Below are 23,634 nucleotides of genomic sequence, written 5' to 3'. Positions count from 1 at the left end.
GCCACTTTTCCACTGTCGATATTGAAGGTATGCGATAGATAGTGGATTTGATTTCGACTGTCGATAAATTCGAGGAATAATTGTTGAGCCAACCCTTCATTTTTATCTCTTCAGGATAAAAGTTCTCCTTCCAATGGGGGTAGGACCAGCCCGATGTGCCAATGTGAATAGATTGCTTTTTCATAAAATCACGATTCACCAGATCTTAAGATCTGGTGAAATCCTTTAAATTAAATTCTTCCCAATAACATGAGAATGAGAAGGACAATCAATACGGTCCCCAATATTCCGCTGGGTCCATATCCCCATCCTGTACTGTAGGGCCATGCTGGAATAGCTCCAATGAGTAGTAGTATCAAAAGAATAATTAGTATGGTACTTAACATTTTACCCCTCCTTTCAAGATGATTTTTCAGGCACTTTCGCCCCTTTTTTTCTTGCTTCAGAAAGACCAATCGCAATGGCTTGCTTTCGATTTGTCACTTTTTTATGGCTTTTTCCAGATTCAAGCTCTCCTTCTTTCATTTTATGCAATGCATCTTCGACAGACTTTTGTGCTTTTGGACCATATTTAGTCATAATAGCCTCCCCTTATTTTTTGCTTAAATTACTTCTAGCAAGTTCTATAAGCTCATTTCCTTTTCCATTAATGACGGCTGTTAAAAGATAAAGACCAAAGCCCGTTACTTCATCTATGGAAATATGTGGTGGCATGGCAAGTTCGTATCGATTCACCATGACTTCAATTAAGGCTGGACCTTGATGATTCAATACCTCTTGAAGTGTTTCGGATAGTTTTTCCCCATTTTCAACTCTTCGTCCCAATATGCCCATCGCATCAGCCATTTTTGCAAAATTAGGATTCTCAAGCTCTGTCCCATATTCCAAAATGCCAGATGCCTTCATCTCTAATTCAACAAAGCCATATGCCGAATTATTAAAAACGACCACTTTGACGGGAATAGAATGTTGTTTAAGCGTGAGAAGGTCCCCCATCAACATGGAAATACCTCCATCACCTGACAGTGTGACGACTTGCCTGTCGGGATAAAGCAATTGAGCTCCAATGGCTTGTGGCAGAGCATTTGCCATGGAACCATGCTTAAAAGATCCTAAAAGTCTTCTTTTACCATTCATTTTTAAATAGCGTGCAGCCCAAATTGTAGGGGTTCCTACATCACAAGTAAAAATTGCATCCTCCGACGCAAAATCGCTAATTAATTTTGCTACGTACTGTGGATGGATCGGGCTGCCCGCTAGAGAGGGCTTAGCTAATTCATCTAAGTCTAGGCGCGCCTTTTTATAGTTTTCTAGAGATGTATTAAGAAATGTTTGGTCGTGTTTATGGTCTATTTTATCGATTAAATGAGATAGCGTCGTTTTAACATCTCCGATAATCGCATAATCAACATGTGTGCGACGTCCAATATTTTCCGCACGAATATCGACTTGAATCACGGTGGCATGGATCGGATAAAACTGCCTGTAGGGAAAGTCTGTTCCCAGCAAAATCAAGGTATCGCAATCCATAAGCGCATGATAGCCTGAAGAAAATCCCAGGAGACCCGTGAGACCCACATCAAACGGATTATCATATTCGATGTGATCTTTTCCCCTTAAAGTAAAGGCTATGGGAGCCTTTAGACGCTCTGCCAGATGTAAGAGCTCCGCATGGGCTCCGGCACAACCAATGCCTCCAAAAATTGTGACTTTTTGGGATTTATTTAAAACTTTTGCAATTTCATCCAAATTTCTATCTAAATGTTTCGCTTCTACAAGATCAGAAGGAAAAAATTTGCGCAGTTTTGGCGTTTGAACTTTTTTCCAAGAAATATCTCCTGGGATAATTAAAACGGCCACGTCATTTGTTGCAATGGCAGTTTGGATAGCAATTTCTAACAACCGAGGAATTTGCTCAGGTTGTGTGACGACTTCACAATATCGACTACATTCGAGAAACAACCTTTCCGGATGTGTCTCTTGGAAGTAATCGCCCCCCATTTCTGACGTGGGAATCTGTGCGGCAATCGCGAGTACAGGGACATTATTGCGATGGCAATCGTATAACCCATTAATTAAATGCATATTTCCTGGCCCACAACTTCCCGCACAAACAGTCAATGCCCCACTAAGCTGAGCTTCTGCACCAGCAGCAAACGCTGCGACCTCTTCGTGACGGGTGGAAATCCATTCAATGTGACCTTTTTTTCTGATGGTATCGGTAAAAGCGTTTAAAGAATCTCCAGTTATTCCGTAGATTCTTTTAACTCCAGTGGCAACTAGAATATCAAGGATGCATTCGGCAACTGTGGGCATAGCTTATCTCCTAAATTAAGTATTGACGATTTCGCCTCCATTGGGGATATAAAAATTGTCCAATTCTGTGTGAACCATACCAAAAAAACACAAGGAGAAATTCATATTTCCCTGACGGGAAAGCCTCGCAAGGCCTTCCCTATGATCGAATTCTGAGGATTAATATCTGCTTTCAATTCTTAAATTGCTCTTTACAGATTTGACTCCTTCCACTTTTTGAACTTCATTAATCAAATCTTGCTTGTCGCTTTCACTTCCGACTGTTCCATCCAATGTCACAACACCATTTGATGTGTTTAAGGAGACATCTTTATAACTATCCCAGAGCCATCCTTTACTCACATTGTCACGAATTTTTTTGTTGAGCTGCTGATCTTCTGATGTAGCGGCTCTATCTTGAAGAAATTGTCTTTCTTCATGTCCTCTTGCATGAGATTCTTCAACATTGACATGGCTTGTTAAACTTTTCACGCCGTCGATATCACGGATTTCTTTTTCCACTTTATCTTTATCAGCTTGTGATTTTACGACACCCTGTATAATCACAGCACCATTATTGACTTGTACACTTACTCGATCATAACCTCTTGAAAACCAACCTGAGCTAATTTTTTCTCTAATTCTTCTAGCTAACTCCTGATCCCCGCTTGTTTCTGAATAAGTTGCACTAGAAGAACCTGAATAAGGATCTTTTGCATTGGAATAAGAAGAACCGCTTGGATTATAGTAAGAAGAACTATTTGGATTTACATCCCTTTGGCTTGAATAATTTGAGAATGAGTCATTGGAACCCGAAGATGATGATCCCGGATTTGAGGAAGATCCTCCTGACGATGATGACCCTGGACTAGAATCCGAATCACGTGAGCTCGACGATCCTGGATTGGAAGACGAATCACGTGAGCCAGACGATCCAGAATTCGAATCTCTCGAACCCGAAGACCCAGGATTCGAGTATGAATCCTTAGATGAAGACCCTGAGTAAGAATCGCGTGCAGAGCCTGGATTTGAGCTTGGATTTGAATAGTTAGAGCTTGGATTTGAAGAGGAACTGTTATCATAAGAAAAGGCACTCAGAGAAGGGGCAACACTTAAGCCAAGTGCAATTGTTAGATAACTCACATATTTTTTTTTGTTTAAAAATGTTCGTTTAAACATATTTCCTCCTTTTGGATACTTGAGCTAGAAAATTCTAGCAATTTGTAATGGAAATGAAATGAAAAAATGATGAGATATAATTATTGAAAGGCTTAATATCTTTTATATTATAAATCTAATATAATATTCAAATAATTAATTTAATGATAAATGCATAATACTCAGAATTAACGAATTATAAAAACAACTAAATCCTTACTATCTCATAATTCTTTCCTTCCCAACGATTACTATCTTTCCAAAAGAACGTAAAAACAATGTTATTTTTAAAATCGATATCCACATAGGACACCCCTAGGTTACTCATTTGTGAACTCTGCTCTTGATAGCTTACCCATTCATCCTCTGTCCAACGCACAATCATTGGAGCATCCGTCTGGATTCTTAATGTCTTTTCTTGTTGCATAGCTGTGACAGGAAAGTCAAAACGCCAAATGGTATGGGTAGATGCCTGCTTTTGCTCAATATATCGATGAAATGTTTGTGGGGGCATTGTGAAAATTCGATTCTCCTTAATGGATCGCAAGAGAGAAATATATTCTCCATGTGCCCAAACAAGCGGTTTTGCGGCACCAGTTGAGTGACCATTGAATAAAAATTTTTCCGGAATGGTTTCAACATCCCAGACTTGCTCAGGAAGCATCCCCCCTTCACCTGCAAATGCACGCATCACACGCAATAAACGTATTGCTTCGTCTCGATCCCCTTTGGCCAGTTCATAATGCGCACGCTCACCTACTAATAAGGGCCATCCTCTTCCAATTCCTGTCCCATCATAGGGAGTGCCATCTTCTTTTTCTCCATAGCCATCTTCGTTATACCGATGCCAAACGGGACCTTTAGATGTTTCTGTCCTCAGCAGGGCATCAATCGCCTTTACTGTATTTAAAATCCGTGGATCATTGGCAGATCTTAGCCCAAATCTAACCAAAGCCAACGCATCGACGCCTACAATGTCATCGTAATTTGCAAGACTTTCCTCAACGGGACGATTGCGAATCACCACTTGTTTATTTTCTGGAAGAGATTGTAAATAATAGCTTATGGGAGCCAAGTGGACGTAATAGCCTTCTATCCCAAGTGCTTCTGCCAATGACGTATTTTTGGCATAGAGCCAATCCTCAATTTTATCATTCCAATCATCGGCTGTTTTTCGCAAATAGTCGGCTTCTTCGCTCCTTCCTTTTTGCTCAAAAAAATCGGCTGCAGCCAAAAGAGCTGCAATTGCTGTGGCGATGCTATACGGTGAAAATCCCCCATCCTCCTCCCACCTCCCTTGCTCCGTTCCAGGGCCATTCTTCACAATAAATTTAGCTGCAACTTCCACCATTTCAAATGGATCTATCCCAATAAGAGCGTCGGCTCGTTTTAATTGGTCTGCCAATAAAATAGGTAAAGCTGTTTCATCCAGCTGGAATCCTTTCCAATAAGGTGTACCATCTTCCCACATACATTGTAGCCAATGCCCGTCCCTTTCTTGTGTGCACATCAGAAAAAGCAAGGCTTGCTTTGCACTTTCTAAATCACCTGCCGATAGAAAAGCTAAAGCTGTTTGGACTTGATCGCGCGGCCAAATGAGATGGTAGCCCCCAATGTCGTTATCTCCTCGATAAACACCCCACGGAATAGACAAACTTGCAATGACACTTCCTGAAAAATGCTTACCAGCATGAATCTTCAAAACAGCTGTACTGATTCTGTATAGGCTTCCACCTTCTGTATCAACAGTGCTTAAATCTATAAAGCATTTTTGTACCTGCCTCCATCCATTCATGTACTCTTTTAAAGGAAAATTAAAATCTTGAAATAGAGAAGCTCTGATTTGCAATCCCGCTTCTTCAATTTGATTCGCAAAACCCAAGGCAATCACAAATTTTCCTTGGCAGGCTTGTAAATCGATTTCGCCAACTAAACTAATATTGCCATTTTGAGCCGTGGTGTAGCACTGTGTCAGCCTTTTATTTTCAGAGAGATCTTGCCAAGCATCGCTAATTCCTACAAAACCGCATGACATTTGAATAAAAGGAGAAGAGCTAGCACATGCAAGGACAGTCCCCGCTCTTTCTGCAAATAAAGAGGGTGTGCATTTGTAGTGACCAGTCCGTGCGTAGTTTCCCATTCCTGCATTACGAATATGAGGTGCGATTAAGGCATAAAGATGGTAATCGGCAAATGTCCCTATTAAAGGATAAAACGTGACTTCTTGCAACAAGACATTGCGATGTGGATCTGCGATGATTTTTTTTTCGATTCGATAACGCCCTTCATAGCATGTATTGGTCAATAGATAAGCAGGAATGCCATCTTCCAACAGTTGATATTCATGCACGGCATGTCTTTTTTCTTCAGAGAAAAAAGTGGCACCATCTGTGACGATAAATCCAAAATCTCGGATGTTTGCGACATCGATTCGCGGAAAATAGACTTCATTTAAAATTCCATGCGAAATTGTAAACCAAACATTACTATCCCCCGAGGCTGCTGTTCCTACTCCTATCTTGGCACTTGAAGTCCAACGAGGTAAAATTCCTGGTTCTCCCGGGGCAATTGCATCCATCATCTTCGCTCTCCATGAATAGAATTTATTTTATATCTATCACTTTGGACGAAATTAATCTAGGTGGTTAAAACTTAAAAATAAATTTTGAGTTGCGCTTATAATATTCAAAGGTTTTTAATAAGAGCTTTTAAATCCACATTAGGTATGTAAATGCAAAAAAACTATCTCGATCATTTAGATGCTCAACTTTCTCATTTAAAAACTAACGGACTTTATAAAGAAGAAAGAGAAATCACATCTCCTCAGCAAGCCCATATTACAATTAAGAATGGAGGCGAAGTCCTTAATTTCTGCTCAAATAACTATTTAGGGCTTGCTAATCATCCCGATGTCATTCAAGCAGCTCGACAAAGCTTTGAACATTATGGCTTTGGCCTCTCCTCTGTCCGATTTATTTGCGGAACACAAACCATTCACAAAGAGCTTGAAAAGCAAATTTCTCACTTTTTGGGAATGGAAGATACGATTTTGTATTCCTCTTGCTTCGATGCCAATGGAGGGCTTTTTGAAACGCTTCTAGGCCCGGAAGATGCTGTGATTAGCGATGCTTTAAATCATGCGAGCATTATTGATGGAATCCGTCTTTGTAAAGCACAACGTTATCGTTATCAAAATAATGATATGCAAGACCTTGAAAATAAATTGAAAGAAGCACAGGGAGCACGCTTTCGCTTAATAGCCACCGATGGTGTTTTTTCCATGGATGGAATTATTGCAAACCTTAAGGCCATTTGTGATCTCGCTGATGAATACCAAGCTCTCGTGATGGTGGATGATTCACACGCCGTGGGATTTGTGGGTAAAAATGGTCGTGGATCACATGAGCACTGCGATGTGATGGGACGAGTGGATATTATCACAGGTACTTTAGGCAAAGCACTGGGTGGAGCTTCAGGGGGTTATACTTCCGGCAAAAAACCCATTATTGATTGGCTCCGACAAAGATCGCGCCCTTACTTATTTTCCAACACACTTTCTCCAACCATTACAAGCGCCTCTTTAAAAGTTTTGGAGCTCCTACAATCCGCTTCTCTCTTAATTGATAAAGAGAATAAAAATAGCCGCTACTTTAGAGAAAAAATGACTCAGCTAGGTTTTAATCTTGTGCCTGGTCATCACCCGATTATTCCAGTTATGCTTGGGGACGCCAAGCTGGCGCAAGAATTTGCAAGTCAAATGCTTCAACATGGAATTTATGTGATTGGATTTTGTTATCCTGTGGTTCCGGAAGGAAAAGCGCGCATCCGAACACAAATGTCCGCAGCACATAGCCTGGAGGACTTAGATCGCGCTATTGAAGCTTTTGCGCAAGTAGGAAGGCATTTAAAAGTTATTTGATTGATTATTTTCAATTCGTTACTTGCGTTATTTCTTGTTTTTTAAAAATAATCATTCTATACTTCTTGTTAAAACTAAATGTGTTATGACTAAACAAGGACAATCTACTTATGATGAAAGCCTTAGTTAAAAAAGAGCCAAAAGAAGGCATTTGGCTAGAAAAGGTTCCTATTCCAAAAATAGAACCCAATGAAGTCTTAATTAAAGTTCGCAAAACAGCCATTTGCGGAACAGACGTTCATATTTATAAATGGGACACATGGTCTCAGAATCGCGTACCAGTTCCCTTAGTGATTGGACATGAATTTGTTGGAGACATTGTCGAAGTTGGCAGTCGAGTAAAAGATTTTAAAGTAGGTCAACGCGTCAGTGCCGAAGGGCATTTAACTTGTGGGCATTGCAGAGCATGCAAAAAAGGGCAAAAACACCTATGCTTTCACACCGTTGGCCTTGGATATGATTGCCAAGGATGCTTTGCTGAATTTGTTAAAATTCCTGAAGAAAACGTTTTTGTTGTCCCTGCGAGTGTTTCTGATGATATTGCAGCCATTTTTGATCCCTATGGAAATGCGGTTCACACGGCCTTATCTTTTGACTTAGTCGGAGAGGATGTACTCATCACAGGTGCCGGTCCGATTGGAATTATGGGTGCAGCTATTGCGCGAAAAGCTGGAGCTAGACAAGTTGTTGTAACAGATATCAATCCTTTTCGCCTTGAGCTCGCTCAGAAAATGGGGGCGACAGTCGCCGTCAATATCGGGAAGGAATCGTTAACTGACGTCATGAAACGTGAAGGCATCATCGATGGATTTACCGTAGGAATGGAAATGTCTGGAAACACCGCAGCTTTTAATTCGCTAGTGGATTCTATGCAGCATGGCGGAAAAATTGCATTGTTGGGTATTCTACCCCCGGAAACGCATATTAATTGGAACAATGTGATCTTCAAAATGTTGACTCTCAAGGGCATTTATGGAAGAGAGATTTTTTCTACGTGGTTCAAAATGACTGCGTTAATTGAAAGTGGACTTGATCTAAACCCGATCATCACACACCAATTCTCTTATGAAGACTACCAAGCAGGCTTTGACGCTATGATTTCCACCCATTCAGGGAAAGTCATTTTAAATTGGGACTAAGTTCTAGATCATGAGATCCCAAATTGGGATCTCATTTTACTTTTCTGACTATTCTTTTTTCCCATTTATTGATTTCAAATCTTCTTCCCACATATTTCTAAATATACTCACTTTTTTAGAATAAACCTCTTTGTTTTCAATTAAAGAGGTATCAATATCCGTGATGAAGTTCTTAAAAAAATCATAAAACTCCACAATTTTTTTAGTCATCATTTGTGATTTACGAATGTGTAAAATCAAATCAAAAAAATTCATGAACAAAATTTCGTAAGCTTGCCTTCCTTCCGCACTTTTAGACCAAGGAATACCTTTATTGAGAAAAACATTAAATAAGTCAAAATACGCCCCAAAAGCGTCTTTTTCTAGACCATTCTGATAAGCATTCTTGAAAGTTTTGCTGTAGGCTACCACACATTCATATCCCCCATATTGACTCCAAGCATCTTCACCTTCAATGGCAAGCAGTCCGATCATCTTTTTCACTAGGTGTACTTGAATTTTAGGACTAAAAAAAACGATATTTGCAGTCAGAAGAATCCAGTTTTTCAAAAGCTGCATCTGCAAAGGGATAAATGATGACTCCTCTTTTTTAATCTCTTCTTGGCAAGAATTTGTCAAAAAATATTCTCGCAATTCCTCATTTATAAGATAAGTCAAGGCTACCTTCTTTAGCCAAAAGTCTAATTCAACAGTTTTTAATCTTTGATCTTCTCTGGAAAACTCCCCTCCGATGTCATTAAAAAGTAATTTTACGAGAAATTCAACGCGTATAAACATGTCTTCGCTTTTTTCAAAATGCAATACAGGTTCGAAATATTTTTTTAGTTGTTCTTCACATATTTTCTTACTAAAAAATCCTCTAAAAAGATTTAGCAAAATTAAATAGTACATGAAATGGCCATCTATTTTTAAATCTAAATAATCAAAAGTTAATGTAAACACCTTTAAAGCTAAATTTTTCTGTATCGTAATTTTACGAGTATCATTTAGCAATAATTGGAAAATATGCTCTTGTTTATCTGTTTTAATATCTGAAATCAGAAGGGGATTTATCACAAATTTTTCTATTTTCAGAAAACACAAAATGGATTCGAATTGATTCACAAAGATAACAGGGTTTTGATGAAAAAAAACTTTCTGATAGCGTCTAAAAAGAATCAAGCCTTCCTTAATTAATCTTTTGCAAGGACAAGTGACTAAACGCTCAATGGTTTTGAGGACTATTTGCGTGTGTTGTTCTGTATCCACCGATCCAGAAAATGGAAATCGACGCAAAATGTAAAAATACATATCGAGAAACATCTTGGGTTGATTCATAAAAATCCCCTGTCGAAAAGCGGTCTCAAGCACCATTTCAACATCTTTTAGATAGTTTAATGCCTCTTCTGTCCTCTCTAGATTTGTGGAAATTTTTGTGTAGACGATTTTTTCTAAAATTTTTCCATGATCTAAACATAAACCGTGTTCCCCATTTGTCCCTCGAACCGCAGCAATGGATTGAAAATAAAGATCTTGAATCTTCGTAAAATCATTTAAATCCCAGTGAATGTATTTTTTTATGAGATTTAAGATGATGTCATGGCAAAATGACTTCTCGTGGGCTGGACAATGCTTCTCTAAGGTCAGCAAAAGAATGAGATAATCTCTCAAATGGCTTGAAAGAGTCGTCATATGGAGAGGAAAAATATTTTCCATAAAATAAGATTGCCCCAACGCCTCAACAAATTGGAAAACATATTTAATTCCTTTTGAGGTTTTAAAACATGCAGGAATTTCAGATCTTTTTTCCCCAATAAGTTTTGTAAAAGGTAAATCATCGCTTTTAATCTGAAGTCTTTGCATGAATAAAATGAAAAGCTTATCCATGTAGGGATGATATAGAGGTATGGCTTTTTCATTAGAAAAGCTATTCTCAAGCATCATCCGACTCACTTCAGTTATACAATGACACAATTCCAATAAATGCTTCTCTGAATAGCGATCAAAGGATTTAAAAAATAAATGCAACATATCCAAAGGTTTTTCAGATTTCAGATTTTTGAATTTTGATTTAAAATATGTGAGATAGATAACCCCTTGCTGTTCGTATGTTAAAAATATATCATGTAAACATTCGAAAAAACAGCGAGCTTCTTTTTCATTTGAGGCTTCCATCCATTTTAGGACTGTCTTTTCATTGAATAGTTTCTCATTCTCTAAAAACTTTCTCATGAGATGTAAAGCTTTTTCCTGTATGCGCAGATGTGGATGAGCAAGGCATTCCTCAATTATGATCTCAAGCATTTTAGGAGAAGAAAAGATAGTGTATTGCACTAGCAAATGGTGGAGATTTTCAAAAAAATCATCGCATAAAGAAAAACCATCGATTTTTTGCAATTGATTGGATATCTGCAACGCTGTAATCAGATTTTTTTCATCCTCAATGCTGATAGAATCTGGATCAGCGAACTTGCTGCACATTTTTGTACAGTGCTCAATTAACTTTTCTTTTTCTCTTTTCGCTTCACGATCTATTTCCTTGATCAAGCGTTCAACCTGAGAGATTCCTTTTTGCAAAATAGGATGTGTCGGATTCTTTTCTAACTCAGTAAATAATGTTTCCTTAACATATTTTAAATCCCTTAGGTGCTCAAAATTCAAAGCTTGTTTGATGATTTTAACGTATTTTTCTAAGCCTCCACGCATATGCAAAAATGGGACTAGTAAGTGCACAGCAAATTCTTTCAGCTGGATCATCACTTTAACACCTTTTTGATCCAGTAATTGATAGCAATTCTGATAATTATTTTTCTTAATAGACTCCTCGATAAAGACTTTCCAGGCCAGTTTTTCAGAAGTTTCAATTTTCGTTCTTTTTACATATAAATTTTCTAAAATTGGATAAAACGTGTCTAACATGTCCATCCGCATTAATACATTCAATAAAGATTGAGGTATCTGGTTCACATGAATGCTTAGATATCTTCCCCAAGCAAGAGCGGCATCATTTTCTGAAACGTTTAATAATTGCGAAATGAGTCGTTCCAAGGTCGGAATTGCAGATGATGAGAGAGCGGGACCTTTTCTCTTTTTCACTTCAATCAATTTATTCCACAAAAGATTAAAGCCTAAAATTTTTTCATGAGTAATCCAGAAGTCATTCAAATGCTTTTCTGAGAGTTTTTCAATATCCCTCCTAGTACTTTCAGGCAAGCCCTGTAAAACATTTGAATGGGCAATCAGTTGAACAAAAGCAAAAAAAGAAGATTCATTCCCAATCAGACTTTCTGTAAGAAACCCACCTAAATGAACTTGAAGGTTTGGTACCAAAGGAGAGGGGATCTTTTGAAATTTTAATAGAACAGCTAGGCAATCCGCTTCGTATGGAGATGGAGTGTCTTTTTTAAAGGCTTCTTTGAGGCACATTTGAAAACTTTTTAAAGTTTCTTCACTCATCTCAAGATTAGCCGTTCTTTTAACAAGATGTAACATCCATTTCAGTTTTTCCTCTTTGTTGAAAATCGTTGAGATCTTTTCATGAAAAAGGACACTTTGTAACTTTTCCAAATGGAGATCGTCTACATGTGTTAAAAGTTCATAGAAAAGAGATTTGAATTTTTCATCACTTATCTTACTTGAAAGCCCTTTTTTCACAATTTCGATGGCATCGCTAAAATTTTTTAGCTTTAGTTCTTTTTCCAGCAAGGCGACTGGAGATATGTGTAAAAGTAACTCTGGTTCATCTGCAATATGTATGAGAACTTCTGCTCCTTTTTGTTTAACTAACTGTTTTAAACAATGGTTCTGCTTTAACTCTTTAATTAAAACAATCCATGCGAATTGTGCAGAATTCTTCATCCGCAACTTGCGGTCATAAAATATTTCAATAATGGTAAACATTTCCTTCGGCAATGGAGCCATTTGCTTAAAGAGAGCCACTTGTCCATACGAGATATGTATCAGCTGGGGAAGAAGGGCATGCATCCAATAAAAAGCGAGTGAAATATGTTTAGGATCCTTAAGTAAGCTCGCAATTAATTTTTCTGTAAGAACGAGAGAAAGCGTATTCTTGCTATTTGTGTAATATGCTTTCCAAATATGGTGAAAAGGAATGATTTGTTTATCAAAGATTTCATTTTCTAATGAAATCTTTGATAAAAGCTTCCAGGACTTATCTGAAAAAAGATTTAGTTGAATAAATTTTAGTGCTAAATCAACCAATTGCTGCGGATGAATAGCTAAGCAAGCATCCAATAAAACCATTTGGTACTTATTTAGTATTTCTTCTAAGTGATTTGGCAATGTTTGATATTCCAATAATACATTTATGCAAGTCGTTAAACCTTCCTTGTGTATATTTTCACAGGCAGCTTCTAGCAAAAGTTTGTAAAGATTAAATACTGCGGAAGGATATTTCTCAGGATCCATGCCCTTGGAAACTTTTTCAAAAATCATCAAAATCGCTTGGCTTCGCTCATTTGTGAGGAACAAATTTTTAAAATGAGTTGTTCGAAAAATTTTGATTAAGCCATTCAACCAACATCTCTCAATGGGTAATTCCAGAAGAATTTGAAACACTAATGACGCTTTGTCTTTTAAGTTTAGATCCCCCTCCTCTTCTTGTAGAAGCTGTAGCAGAATATTTAGGGCTCCTTCCCTATTTCTTTCTGCTATTTTATTATCCAATATATGCATTAAAACGTGCTTTTTTCTGGCTTGCAAATGATTTTTGATGAACGAAATATGGCTCTCATCTTGGCAAATTTTGATGTATTTCCGACCAACTGCCTGAATCTGATTTTCAATTCCCTCTTCTACCACTCCTTCCCAAGAACAAACGTAGTGAATCGCTTTTTGAAGGATAGGTATTTCTCCTTCTAGGATTTGTTCTGCCAAAACAAGATAGTATTTCAACTTATTTAACCTGTACTCATCCGCTTGCCAGACATGGAATTTTTTTCCTTGTTTTAAGAAAGCCATTCCCATCTCTTTTAATTGTTCACTCGACAACATTTTTCTTAAACATGTTGCCCAGATACTTTTTGTGGTAGAGTCATCCAAAATACGATTTTTGCTAAGCTGACACATCAGATTAAGTAACAAGTCATGACGCTGTAAAGAGAGAAGTGCGTGCAAATAATCATTAAAGACGTTTTCATATTGGTATGGTTTTGATAGCGGTTCATAAACTTCTAAAAGAGGACTTGCTTCTTCCAAAAAAGGAATAATAAACTCGGCATAAACGGAGTTTTCAAATAAAATTTTAGATAACTCAATAAATACAAAGTAACTTGTTTCCATCGAGGCAAATTGGCGAAATTCTTTGAACATCCTGAATGCAATGGAGAGATCTGAAGATGCCATTTTGCAAATAAGCTCTTTGGAATACAGCTCATTCTGTTCCAATTGATGCCAAAGTTTTTCAGCTAACTTTTTTAGTTCCGCTTGAGGCAATTCGATGCAGGCATCGATCCAGTTTTTAACTTGCGCATGCATGCCGTCCTGATTTTGTAAAAACTCAAACAAAGGCTTAGCAAGTGCATTCCATGGCTCGATTGCATAAAACGCGCTAATCGTTTGTAAATTAAATAACAAATGTCTCCTTGAAGATTCCTTTGGAACAGCATCTAAAACACTTGGACAATTTTCAAAAAGAATATCGAAATCTGCTTGAGAAGGACTGCATGTCTGACATGTAAGCAATAAATTAAAACTTAAAACACGTATTGTGGGATGCTTTTCAAAACCTTCCTCTATAATCTTTGCTCGCAAAGGCTCTATGAATTGTTTTAAATGGGAAAGATAGGATGACAGCTGAGACCCTTCATGAGAAAAACGGTTTTTTGGCTGATAAATCTTCAAAAGTCGCTCATAATAATCTTTTAAAGAATCATGAAACTTAGCGAGACAAATCAAAAACCCTTTTTCAGGACTAAATGAAAAAAGGATCGATTTTTCATCCTTGATTCTAATCGCGGGTCCGCCATCATGCTTCGTTAAAAAAACCTCTATCCCCTCTTTTAACCGAGCTTCCTTAACACTTAAAGCTAGCAATGCAAAGCATTGATGGATTTCCATCACTTCAGTGAAAGTCAATCCCCGTTTGAAGATACCTTCTATCATCAAAGAAAAAACAGGGCTTTGCGATGCCTGGGGAATCACCTCTCTCGCAAGATGGTTGATCAAGTTAGCTGAGACATGCCCTTTAAGAGCAAGACACGCATTACATGTAATGGCAAAACAAGCTTTTTCATCGTTTTCATAATGCTTATTTAAAAAATTGATCAGCAAGAATTTGACTTGATCTTTTATTTGGAAAGGCGTTGTTACCTTTCTCAGGATCTTTTCTGTTAAGCGACGCATTTCGTGCCCGTAATCTTTGCGACCAGATGCAAGAAGAGCCATTCCTCTAGGCCAAGTAAATGTATTCATCTCTTCTGATGTGTGAATGATCCCTGTAATCATATCTGTAAAAGCTTGGGAAGGATCTGTAAAAAAGATAGATCCCCCCTCATCGAAACTTTCATACATGGGAAAAATAGCCTCTGTTGCGGCTAAAGGCCGTAATTCGCGAAGATATAGGTCTAAAGGTATTCGTATATTGTATTCAGGAAAACAGGGACTTTCTTTGATGATGAACGTGATATCGTAAACGGTTTTTTCTGATCCATTTTCCCAAGAAATGAGCGAAAAAAAAGGACACACCTTATTATTTTTTAAGTGGATATGATTCGTTGAAGACGATTGAGCCAAAAAGCTTCTTGCAAACTCATTGAGAAACTTCAAAACATTTTCATATTGCCCTCCGTGTTTAATTCCATATAAAATAAAAACGATGTCTTCATCTCTAACAGATGTGTCGAGTTCTTTTTTCAAATCATCGCAGATCTCATCCCGATCACTTTCTAACAGGCTATTTAAAAAATGGTTGAGATAAGATTTTCCTAGGATCCCTTTTTTTACACGACTCCCTGTATAGCATGCCTGAACACGGTCAAAATGCTTGCTGGCTTCATTGACAATTGCCGTACAAAATGTGGAGATCGTAAGCTTTGTTTCGGAAAAACCATACACATGCAGGGGCTTTTGCATGGCTTCAGAGAGGCGAGAGACATTATATATAGACAGTTGCTGAGGGTGGTGATATTTCGCATAGAATTCTGTTAATTTACCCATGCAATCTATGACACCTTTTTGCATAAGTTTCGCTGCAATTTGGTCTCTGGATTCTTCGCTAGGTATAAAAGTCTCCTGCAATGGATTAAAAACAACAGGGATTGAGGTAAAATGGTTGAGAACTCTTCCATCAAAAGATATTAAAGGATTAGTCAAAATAAAGTTCGGACAAAAATAGTGATCAGTAGCGTTTGAATGCATATTGAAACCAATGATTTAGAGTTTGTTGCGATCTAAAATTTAATCACAACAAACTCTAAATTTCCAAGTTATATCTCAACATGAAATAATTATTAACTCTTTTGAATTATCACAGTTGCCTTGTTAAGAATTGCTTTCCACGCTCATTTAAAGACTTCATTTTAGAATAAACATTTGAAAACTTTTTTTTCGAAAAAACCTACTTCTTTTTTTAAATCGAATTATTACAAAAAAATATGACTAGAGAAATTAAAATAACTAAATTCTTTTCTATCTTCCCCTTCAACTTTAATACCGTTTAAATCGGTTGCTATTAAAATTAGTAGTTGATCATTTTTTTTTAATGAAAAATTTCAAAACACAATAAATCGATCTGTCGTTAATCCAGGCACTCCGATTGGCTTATAAAAGTTTAGCTGTAGACCTTCCATCGGCACTTATAAAACCGTTCTGCAATAGATAAAGAGCCCCTTAAATTATATGCATCTTCATCCGGAAAAAAAGAAGTATAGTCATGTGCACTTGTAACAGGCTCTTCATCATGCAAATTTATTGGCTCAACCACTTTTTGCATTGCTACTGGTAAGAGATTCGGACAAACAGGAAAAGTCAGATTAGATGTCAAATGAATGATGGGGACCAAACAGCCTTCTAGATCTGTCTAGTCCCCTCGTTATAAGTTAAAAATGCTTATTGCGCTTCAAAGCTTGGACAATCAACTTATTTCTTGTTTATTGTCTCAATTGTGACAAAGCCTACAACCTTCCTTTCAAGCAACTCAGGTTTTAAATTGTCTTTTTTGAGTATGATCAATGCCTTACCAAAAGCTTTTCTATCATAAAAAATATCTGTCCATTTAATCAGTAGACTAACTAATACATCTCTTTCTTCTTTCTCAAGAGGAAGAGTTCGCATCATCAATGTGATTTGACCACTGATTTTTGCCATTAAATTTATGAATGGCTCATCCACAGGAGCATTGTCTTTAATAATAAGAACTAAGGCTCTGTTAAATACTTCACAAAGTTTAAATGCTTCACCTAGATTAGAAAAACCGACGGCTTTGCTAGCGTCTAAAATAGAGTTGAGTATAGCATAAAACTTATTCGAGAATTCGAAAGCTTTATTTTCAAGTGCACTGTATATGAATGCCAATATCTCTTGAAAACGAATATGAGCTGTCTCAACATTCCATACTTTGACTTTCTTGAAAGATTTAATCCAGACCTCTAAGATCTCATTAAACAATATAGAGGCTAGCTCTTGACCTTTTTGAGTCTTTTTAAATATATCTAAAGAATATTCCGGATTACTAGCTAAAACCAAACTAAAATACGCTATTTGCGTTTCTTTTTTATTAGAAAAATCAGAGCCATTATTTTCTAACAAATTCCAAAAAAGACGATAACAATCTAGGATTAAATCAAAATCTCTCTCCCCTCTTTTTAAAAGGATATCCTGAAAATATCTTAATAAGTCTGCTCTACAATAAGGTGTAAATAAATCGGCATGGATTGCAAATTTAATCACATTTTTAATGAGTTGGCTTTCTACATCGTGCAAAGCTTTTTTCTTATCTTTTATTTTTCCAGCCCTCAATCGCTTCAAAATCTCAGGATAATTTCTTTCTTCAGATGGCTTTTCACTCAAAAAAGAAGTCTCAAATTTATTTAACCAATGATCAATCTTGGCTAACCTTAAGATTTGTTCGTCATAAGAGAGCTTTATGATGGGAGAATCTTTCAAATCGCAAAAAAGGAGTGAGAAAAGTGGTGTAAATTGAGAGAGATCTCCAATCAGAGACATTTCAAAAACACTGAGTCCTATTTTATCCACGTAAGAATAAAACTTATTATAATGTCCTTCAAAAATAGAGTCGTCAATTGCTCCAACCAATAGATTAAAGCCTTTTTTCCAAAATTTATTGGAATTCGCATTATTAGATAATGCATCAAAAACTTTATCAAAGGCTCGCAGGCATAATGCTTGACCTTTTTTTGTTCCATCATAAAAAACAAAAAAAGGCCTTGATTCATCAATGGAAACTTCCCCTGTTGGAGAAAGTAAAATACCTTGCGTATACAACAAATCTTCTATCTCTCTGATTAATTCTTCCATGCCCATCTGTGCAAGTATGAAGTCGAGATATTCAAAATAAGTTTCAATATTCTTTTTTACTAAAATGCGACTGTAGTTTTTAAAGATTAGAATACTTAAGCATTTACTTTCAAAATCAGGTTTATTTCCGAGCATCTTTATTGCCCATTCCACTATGCTGGTCACTTTCTCTCTTGCTAATTCTGCACCTTCCGGAAATGACCCATTAACGCATAAGAAAATTTTACAAAACCTTTCGATATCGAAAGGTGCACGATTTTTCATGAGCATTGTATGTAAAATCTTATTCAAAGTGTGTGGAAAATCGCGATAATCAAAATGAATGAGCTTTTCGATTAAATCTAACATCACATTGTGAAAATACGAGGCTCGATTTGGCACTGGAGAATAGGGATACAGATCCCAGAGTAGAGCAGAGAAACGGTTCAGATAATACGAAAATGTGCCATAATACATTCTCGGTAAATCTTCTGGACATAGTGAACAGAAGAAGACTTCGGTAAATTCAAAAATACGTTCATAAATAATAGGTGTTAAAAAGTGTGGAAATGGCTGTGGAAAAATTCTTTCAATCTTAGCCAATTGATCTGGATTACTCTGAATCCCAGGTTCGTGGCAGTCAAATAAAACATCTAAAAGAAAACGATCACGCTCCTCTTTTGGCAAATGTTTTCGTTTTTCTAAATAACTATCTTCGGGGCTTTGTTTAAGCCATAAGTACAGCATCGCATTGAAGTATTTAATATGCACAAATTTAGTGGCATTCTCCTCATTATATTGAAGAATGATTTTTGCAGCTTCTGCTACACATTCAGCCTTTTCCTTTGGAGATTTTTCAAATTTCAAGAAATACTGATAGAAGAGATCGATCGCAAATAATTTTTTATTTTTTAAGCAAACATAAATCCATCGAATTACAGTCTGATCAATTTGATCTTGGCTTAGAAATTGAAGAGCTTGTGGACTTTCCAATATCTCAAATATCACTTTAATAAAATTTTCATCTTGGGAAGGTAATTCCATCCAACGGCAGAAGATCTCAAAGCAATCGCTACCTTTCACTGGGAGAAGGCGATGCTTTAAAATAGAAAATTTTCCTCGAATGACCAAATTTGGATGCAGAATGCAGGCTTCCATAACCAAATCGACCCATTGTGTATCCGTTTTGGTGGCATAGACATCCAAAACTTTTAGCATCTCTTGAATCACCTGGCGCTGGCCTGCATTTTGAGGATTGTAAGAACGTTTTAATAAGGTGAGAAGAAATTGTTCTTTTTTCAAACACATCGGTTCATTTTCGAATGCAACGACCAATGCTTTGCATCCCTCTAAAATATTTTTTAATTTATTATGCTGAATCAGTTTCTCAATGGGATGAATAAAATTTTTATGCTCAGATAAATGTAAATAAAAAGCCTTTCGCTGGGCAATTAATCTTTCGTCTTTGAAAAAATGTGTAATTGAAGAATCTTGATACCACTGATTGGGATCAAAAGAAGGGAGGCTTTCAAATAGAGGTATACAGTTTAATAAACACGCAGCCTTTTCGTCGGGATCATTTTTTAAAATGTCTTCTTCAATGATTTTCTGCTTAAAAATTCCTAAAAAATTTTCCTTCAAACGTTGCGATTTATTTCGTTGTATTTTTTCAATAAGATCTAGCCAATAGAGTGGTTCATTGAGTTTTCCGACTTGAACAAGGCTGAAAAATAGATCGAGATCCTCCTCACTTTGGCAAGGAGAAGTTAAAAATGGCTCCACAAGGACGGCTGCATATTCTACCAAATCAGCGATCACGTTTTTCCCTTGTTTCTCAATTAAAATAAAGATAGGGTCAAGGTGTTTTTTTGTTATGCAATCCTCTGCAAGTACTTTCCACGCAGCTTTTTTACTTTGTGGATCTTTCCATTTTTTTTCATAGAAAAGTGCGAGGAGATGATAAAGCTCAGCCGGGAATGACTGATTAAGACTAACGCCCAAGCGCAACAACATTTTTATGGAAGAATTCCCTGAAAAATATTTTAAAATTTGCTCAGTCCAAAAATGTGCAAACGCAATTTGAGAGATATCGATTAGGCGGGAAATCAATATTTCAAGCACCTCTGGATTTAACTTTGCAACGTCTTTTTTATGGGCATAGTCTTTCCAGAGATGGTGAAAACCGAGAATCTCTTCCGAAACTTGAGAGGATTTTAAATAATTGAGAGATAATCGATTCATCCTTTTTAGAAAAATCTCAGCATGCGTTGGCAAACATTGATGATTAATCAAAAATTGAACCAGTTCAGCAAACATTGTTTTAATGGGTAGGCTTAGACTAAATTCTAAGAGATTTAAATTAATTAATTTAAGACACTTTCGTAAATTCGCGGGGATCTCTTTAAAAAGCAAAAGAGTTTGTAAGCATGCTATTGCCTGATTGGGATAACCGTTCATGTGGCCATTGCTAAAGACATCTCTTAACAAAAGCTCAAATAGTCTCTGCTGATTCCTCGAAAATTGACCTGTCGTTGTTTCGCCAGTCAATATTTGAAAAAACCGAAGAATCCACGTCACTTTTTCGTTTTTATCATCTTTGAAAAGCGTATTAAATTCATTCTCTAAAAGAATCTTGAATACCACATCCATTAAATTGGAATCTTTTAAATGCTCTGGATTTTCAACGATCTGTGAAAAAAACCTCCTAAATATCTTGATCGTTATTTTTTGGGGATATTGAAATATTTTTAATAATCCTTCAGCTGCTTGCACATAATGCCCTTGATCTATTTCGAATTTCAAAGCATTCAAAACGATTTTCATTTGATCTATTTTAGAGATGAAGGCTAGGTAAGATTCAGGAACCTCTTTTGCAATGACATGCTTTCCTCCATCTTTAATGACAGAATCCACCAAAGACGTAATGCGAGGATTCGCTTTGGAATGTGAACAAATGAAATTTAAAATTTCTTTTTTTTCGATATTCCAATTTGAATCGTTAGCGTGAAATAAATTCTCGGCTAAAGAAATCACCAAAGATAAATTTGTCCGCGTCCATGCGCAATGTCTTTTTCCTTCTTCCCACAGGGAGATCGCTTTTGGCATATCTTTTATTTGGATCATTTTGTTAAAAATTGTGTCCCATACAGGATCTTCCGATGGTTCCACAATTTTTTGTTCAGTCAAAATAAATAAAAGGCTACACGCCATTGTGTAATATTTTTTTTCAATAAGACACGTAAAAATGCGAGAAAATACGTGATCGCTTTTTATTCTAAAGGGCGTTAGATGAAAAACTAAATCTTTTTCTTTAAGAAATGGAAAAGAGGCTTTTAGATATTCCACAAAAGAGAAAGTATTCGCATTAAGAAAGACTTCGGCTAAGTCCAAAAATAGCTTGTACCGACATTCCGCATTCGCAACAGGTAAAGCACAAAGTGACTTATACAAATCCAAAGAAAGCTTTAAGTCAATCTGTATAAATTTATACAGCATATCGATGTGGTAAGCTTCATTTTGATTTAAAGAAGGAGGACTTTTTTTCCAAATATCCATAACAAGCTGGTAAGCCTTGGGACTTTGAATACCAGCAAGCGCCCACACCCATGCAACTAACGGAAGGCTTCTTGGGGAATAATTTTGAAAATGACGATACATAATCAACGCAGAGCTTGCCCATGGTTCAAATCGTGAATAAATAAGCAAATTCACCATTTGATAACCCAAATTGATTTTTTTCAAAGGATCTTGCACCATCTCTAAAAGATTCACATGCTTTTTAAGAAGAAGCTCTAGAGAAACAATTGTGGGATTACAAGTCTGGCATGCCGCTAAAAGATAATAGCTCAAAATATAGCTAAAAGGTTCATTTCCAAATCCTTTAAATCGGATTGTCTCTTCAAGAGATTTTAAAAAAAAATGTAAGTAATGAGCGTTATCGGAAAGTTGTGAGCGCTCATTGAGATCAAAGGAATTTATAGGTAGATAGGCATCCAAAACTTTTTCTAGATATTCAACTGTAGAGGGACGATTAGACATCAGTTCTAAACACAAATTAAAGCCTGAACAGGGTTCCAACGGCAAAAAAATAGATTTTCCTTCTTCTTGGATTTTAATTGCAGGAGCCCCTTCATGCTTAGTCATAATGACATGCAATCTCTTTTTTTTTAAAGATGGGCGTCTAACTCCCAAAGCCACAATGGCAAAGCACTGCTGGATTTGCATCACTTCCTCAAACGACATTCCCCATTCACTAATCCCCTCTTGAATCAATGAAAAAATGGAATGGGGATTTTCAATCTTTGTTCGGGCGGTCAGAACTTCATAAATTTGATCTAATTCATGTGTTTTGACATGTGGTTTAATGCTTAAACATGCATTGCAAGCCATCGTCAAGCACATTTTAGCAGACTTTTCACCTTCTTTGTCTTGAAAATTTAAAATGGCTGAAGTCATCATTTCAACGCGTTTGCTCTTTTCTGAACGACTAAAAAAGTGATTCACAAACTGCCAAATTAAACTTTTGTGCGCTCGAGCATCTGACGCCTTCTGAAAGCCACCTCCGTAATCTCGGTATCCATCTGAAATAAGGGCAATCAATTTTGCAAAAGACTCAGCATTCACATCTTCGAAGTGATTCACATGTAAAATTTTTGTCAAAAAATCTGCCAATCCCTGCATGCCATCATTTTGCGATTCAGCTTCAAGATCCTCATTCTTTTCGCCAATAGGCAGAATGGGCCAATAAATATTCGGAATAATAGGCAAGTGGATCTTGCAATTAGAAAAGCTTTCGAGGGGAAGACGGGTTTGCATTTCCAAAAAGCAATCATTTTGCGCAAGTGTGAAAATAAAATGCCATCTTGTTCCATCTAGCTTGCTGATCCATGTGACATGACGTCTCCCCACTGGCTCACTATCTTGGAATAGCTCCCCTGGAAGTTTGACTAGAAGTTGGAGAAAAGATGTGTAAGTTTTTGCTAAAAGATTTTCTGACAGGAAATATAGCTCAACAAATTCTTGTGTGATGACATGCGATAATTCGGTATTCATTTCCGAACTTAAGGTTTTAACCTTTCCGTTGGTTAATACATCTACAATGCGAGTAAAATAACCTTTTCCCAGAAATGCTTGCTTTAATCCCTTTCCTGAAAAGGCAATGCTGATTTCAGGATTTTGAAAATAGGCATGCAGAAGGTGATGTAATGTCACGACTTCACCTTTTTCTAGAATTCCTAAGACATGATATAACGCCTGACAAAGGCGATCGAATTCCCCCTTATCTAAAGCAAAAAAGCCTCGTTTTACATTGTTTTTTATCTGATCCGTTAATCTTCCATATCGATCCGCATTTCCCTCTCTAATCATCTCCAACAAAATTTGGTCGAAAGGATCTATAGCGGGAAAAAATTCGTTTAAACCGATCGGAGATCTTGCACTGCCTGCATAGGACTCATGCGGCTCAAAGGTCGGACTTACTAAGGGAGAAGGAGTTACTCGTGATTGGCAGTCAAAATTTAAGAATGGGATGTTCATGTGTCGTTTTTCCTGTAATAATTATACTAATGGTGGATGAATTGAGTTCGCCCGAATTCCGTGAATGGATTAACCATTAACACGTGATATTTTGAATAAATATGACTCGAAGCCTATACAAACGATAGGCTTCCA

General features: G+C 36.9%; 11 protein-coding genes. 2 read left to right on the top strand and 9 right to left on the bottom strand.

The genetic code is table 11. The features are described from left to right. The 6 genes from AB7E63_RS02350 to AB7E63_RS02325 all read right to left on the bottom strand — a co-directional run. Nucleotides 1-184: DUF72 domain-containing protein (locus AB7E63_RS02350; RefSeq protein ID WP_428418597.1), on the bottom strand; the 184-nt coding region annotated here is incomplete at its 3' end. 46 nt (nucleotides 185-230) lie between these two features. Then, complete coding sequence (locus AB7E63_RS02345; protein ID WP_013924809.1) at nucleotides 231-386, bottom strand: DUF3309 family protein; 156 nt, start codon at nucleotides 384-386, stop codon at nucleotides 231-233. 13 nt (nucleotides 387-399) lie between these two features. After that, on the bottom strand, nucleotides 400-579 hold the full coding sequence (locus AB7E63_RS02340; protein WP_006341780.1) for a DUF6496 domain-containing protein: 180 nt from the start codon (nucleotides 577-579) through the stop codon (nucleotides 400-402). Nucleotides 580-591: 12 nt separating this feature from the next. Beyond that, nucleotides 592-2,316 (bottom strand): ubiquinone-dependent pyruvate dehydrogenase, encoded by a 1,725-nt coding sequence (gene poxB / locus AB7E63_RS02335; RefSeq protein ID WP_006341781.1) that lies wholly within the window; start codon nucleotides 2,314-2,316, stop codon nucleotides 592-594. Between the two features lie 159 nt (nucleotides 2,317-2,475). Beyond that, the gene (locus tag AB7E63_RS02330; RefSeq protein WP_006341782.1) at nucleotides 2,476-3,474 is read right to left on the bottom strand and encodes a BON domain-containing protein; all 999 of its coding nucleotides are present in this window, start codon (nucleotides 3,472-3,474) and stop codon (nucleotides 2,476-2,478) included. Between the two features lie 187 nt (nucleotides 3,475-3,661). Next, the gene (locus AB7E63_RS02325; RefSeq protein ID WP_006341783.1) at nucleotides 3,662-6,034 is read right to left on the bottom strand and encodes a glycoside hydrolase family 15 protein; all 2,373 of its coding nucleotides are present in this window, start codon (nucleotides 6,032-6,034) and stop codon (nucleotides 3,662-3,664) included. 150 nt (nucleotides 6,035-6,184) lie between these two features. On the opposite strand from AB7E63_RS02325, the gene AB7E63_RS02320 reads away from it, so the two are divergent. Beyond that, on the top strand, nucleotides 6,185-7,372 hold the full coding sequence (locus AB7E63_RS02320) for a glycine C-acetyltransferase (protein WP_428418593.1): 1,188 nt from the start codon (nucleotides 6,185-6,187) through the stop codon (nucleotides 7,370-7,372). A gap of 113 nt (nucleotides 7,373-7,485) precedes the next feature. Beyond that, complete coding sequence (tdh, locus tag AB7E63_RS02315; RefSeq protein ID WP_006341785.1) at nucleotides 7,486-8,511, top strand: L-threonine 3-dehydrogenase; 1,026 nt, start codon at nucleotides 7,486-7,488, stop codon at nucleotides 8,509-8,511. A 48-nt stretch (nucleotides 8,512-8,559) separates the two neighbouring features. On the opposite strand, the gene AB7E63_RS02310 is transcribed toward tdh, so the two are convergent. The 3 genes from AB7E63_RS02310 to AB7E63_RS02300 form a co-directional block, all read right to left on the bottom strand. Then, nucleotides 8,560-15,867: a hypothetical protein gene (locus tag AB7E63_RS02310; RefSeq protein ID WP_428418591.1), complete on the bottom strand. Its 7,308-nt coding sequence runs from the start codon at nucleotides 15,865-15,867 to the stop codon at nucleotides 8,560-8,562. Between the two features lie 412 nt (nucleotides 15,868-16,279). Then, nucleotides 16,280-16,510: a hypothetical protein gene (locus AB7E63_RS02305; protein ID WP_428418589.1), complete on the bottom strand. Its 231-nt coding sequence runs from the start codon at nucleotides 16,508-16,510 to the stop codon at nucleotides 16,280-16,282. 77 nt (nucleotides 16,511-16,587) lie between these two features. Then, nucleotides 16,588-23,499 (bottom strand): hypothetical protein, encoded by a 6,912-nt coding sequence (locus tag AB7E63_RS02300; protein WP_059359434.1) that lies wholly within the window; start codon nucleotides 23,497-23,499, stop codon nucleotides 16,588-16,590. Nucleotides 23,500-23,634 lie beyond the last annotated feature (135 nt).

Source organism: Parachlamydia sp. (assembly GCF_050255895.1).
GTDB lineage: Bacteria > Chlamydiota > Chlamydiia > Chlamydiales > Parachlamydiaceae > Parachlamydia > Parachlamydia acanthamoebae.
This window is presented reverse-complemented; position numbering and strand designations above follow the sequence as displayed.

What these genes read in the sequence shown, in the direction of transcription:
- AB7E63_RS02345 (WP_013924809.1), bottom strand. Translation starts at nt 386, where the DNA reads ATGTTAAGTACCATACTAATTATTCTTTTGATACTACTACTCATTGGA.
- AB7E63_RS02340 (WP_006341780.1), bottom strand. Translation starts at nt 579, where the DNA reads ATGACTAAATATGGTCCAAAAGCACAAAAGTCTGTCGAAGATGCATTG.
- poxB (WP_006341781.1), bottom strand. Translation starts at nt 2,316, where the DNA reads ATGCCCACAGTTGCCGAATGCATCCTTGATATTCTAGTTGCCACTGGA.
- AB7E63_RS02330 (WP_006341782.1), bottom strand. Translation starts at nt 3,474, where the DNA reads ATGTTTAAACGAACATTTTTAAACAAAAAAAAATATGTGAGTTATCTA.
- AB7E63_RS02325 (WP_006341783.1), bottom strand. Translation starts at nt 6,034, where the DNA reads ATGATGGATGCAATTGCCCCGGGAGAACCAGGAATTTTACCTCGTTGG.
- AB7E63_RS02320 (WP_428418593.1), top strand. Translation starts at nt 6,185, where the DNA reads ATGCAAAAAAACTATCTCGATCATTTAGATGCTCAACTTTCTCATTTA.
- tdh (WP_006341785.1), top strand. Translation starts at nt 7,486, where the DNA reads ATGAAAGCCTTAGTTAAAAAAGAGCCAAAAGAAGGCATTTGGCTAGAA.
- AB7E63_RS02310 (WP_428418591.1), bottom strand. Translation starts at nt 15,867, where the DNA reads ATGCATTCAAACGCTACTGATCACTATTTTTGTCCGAACTTTATTTTG.
- AB7E63_RS02300 (WP_059359434.1), bottom strand. Translation starts at nt 23,499, where the DNA reads ATGAACATCCCATTCTTAAATTTTGACTGCCAATCACGAGTAACTCCT.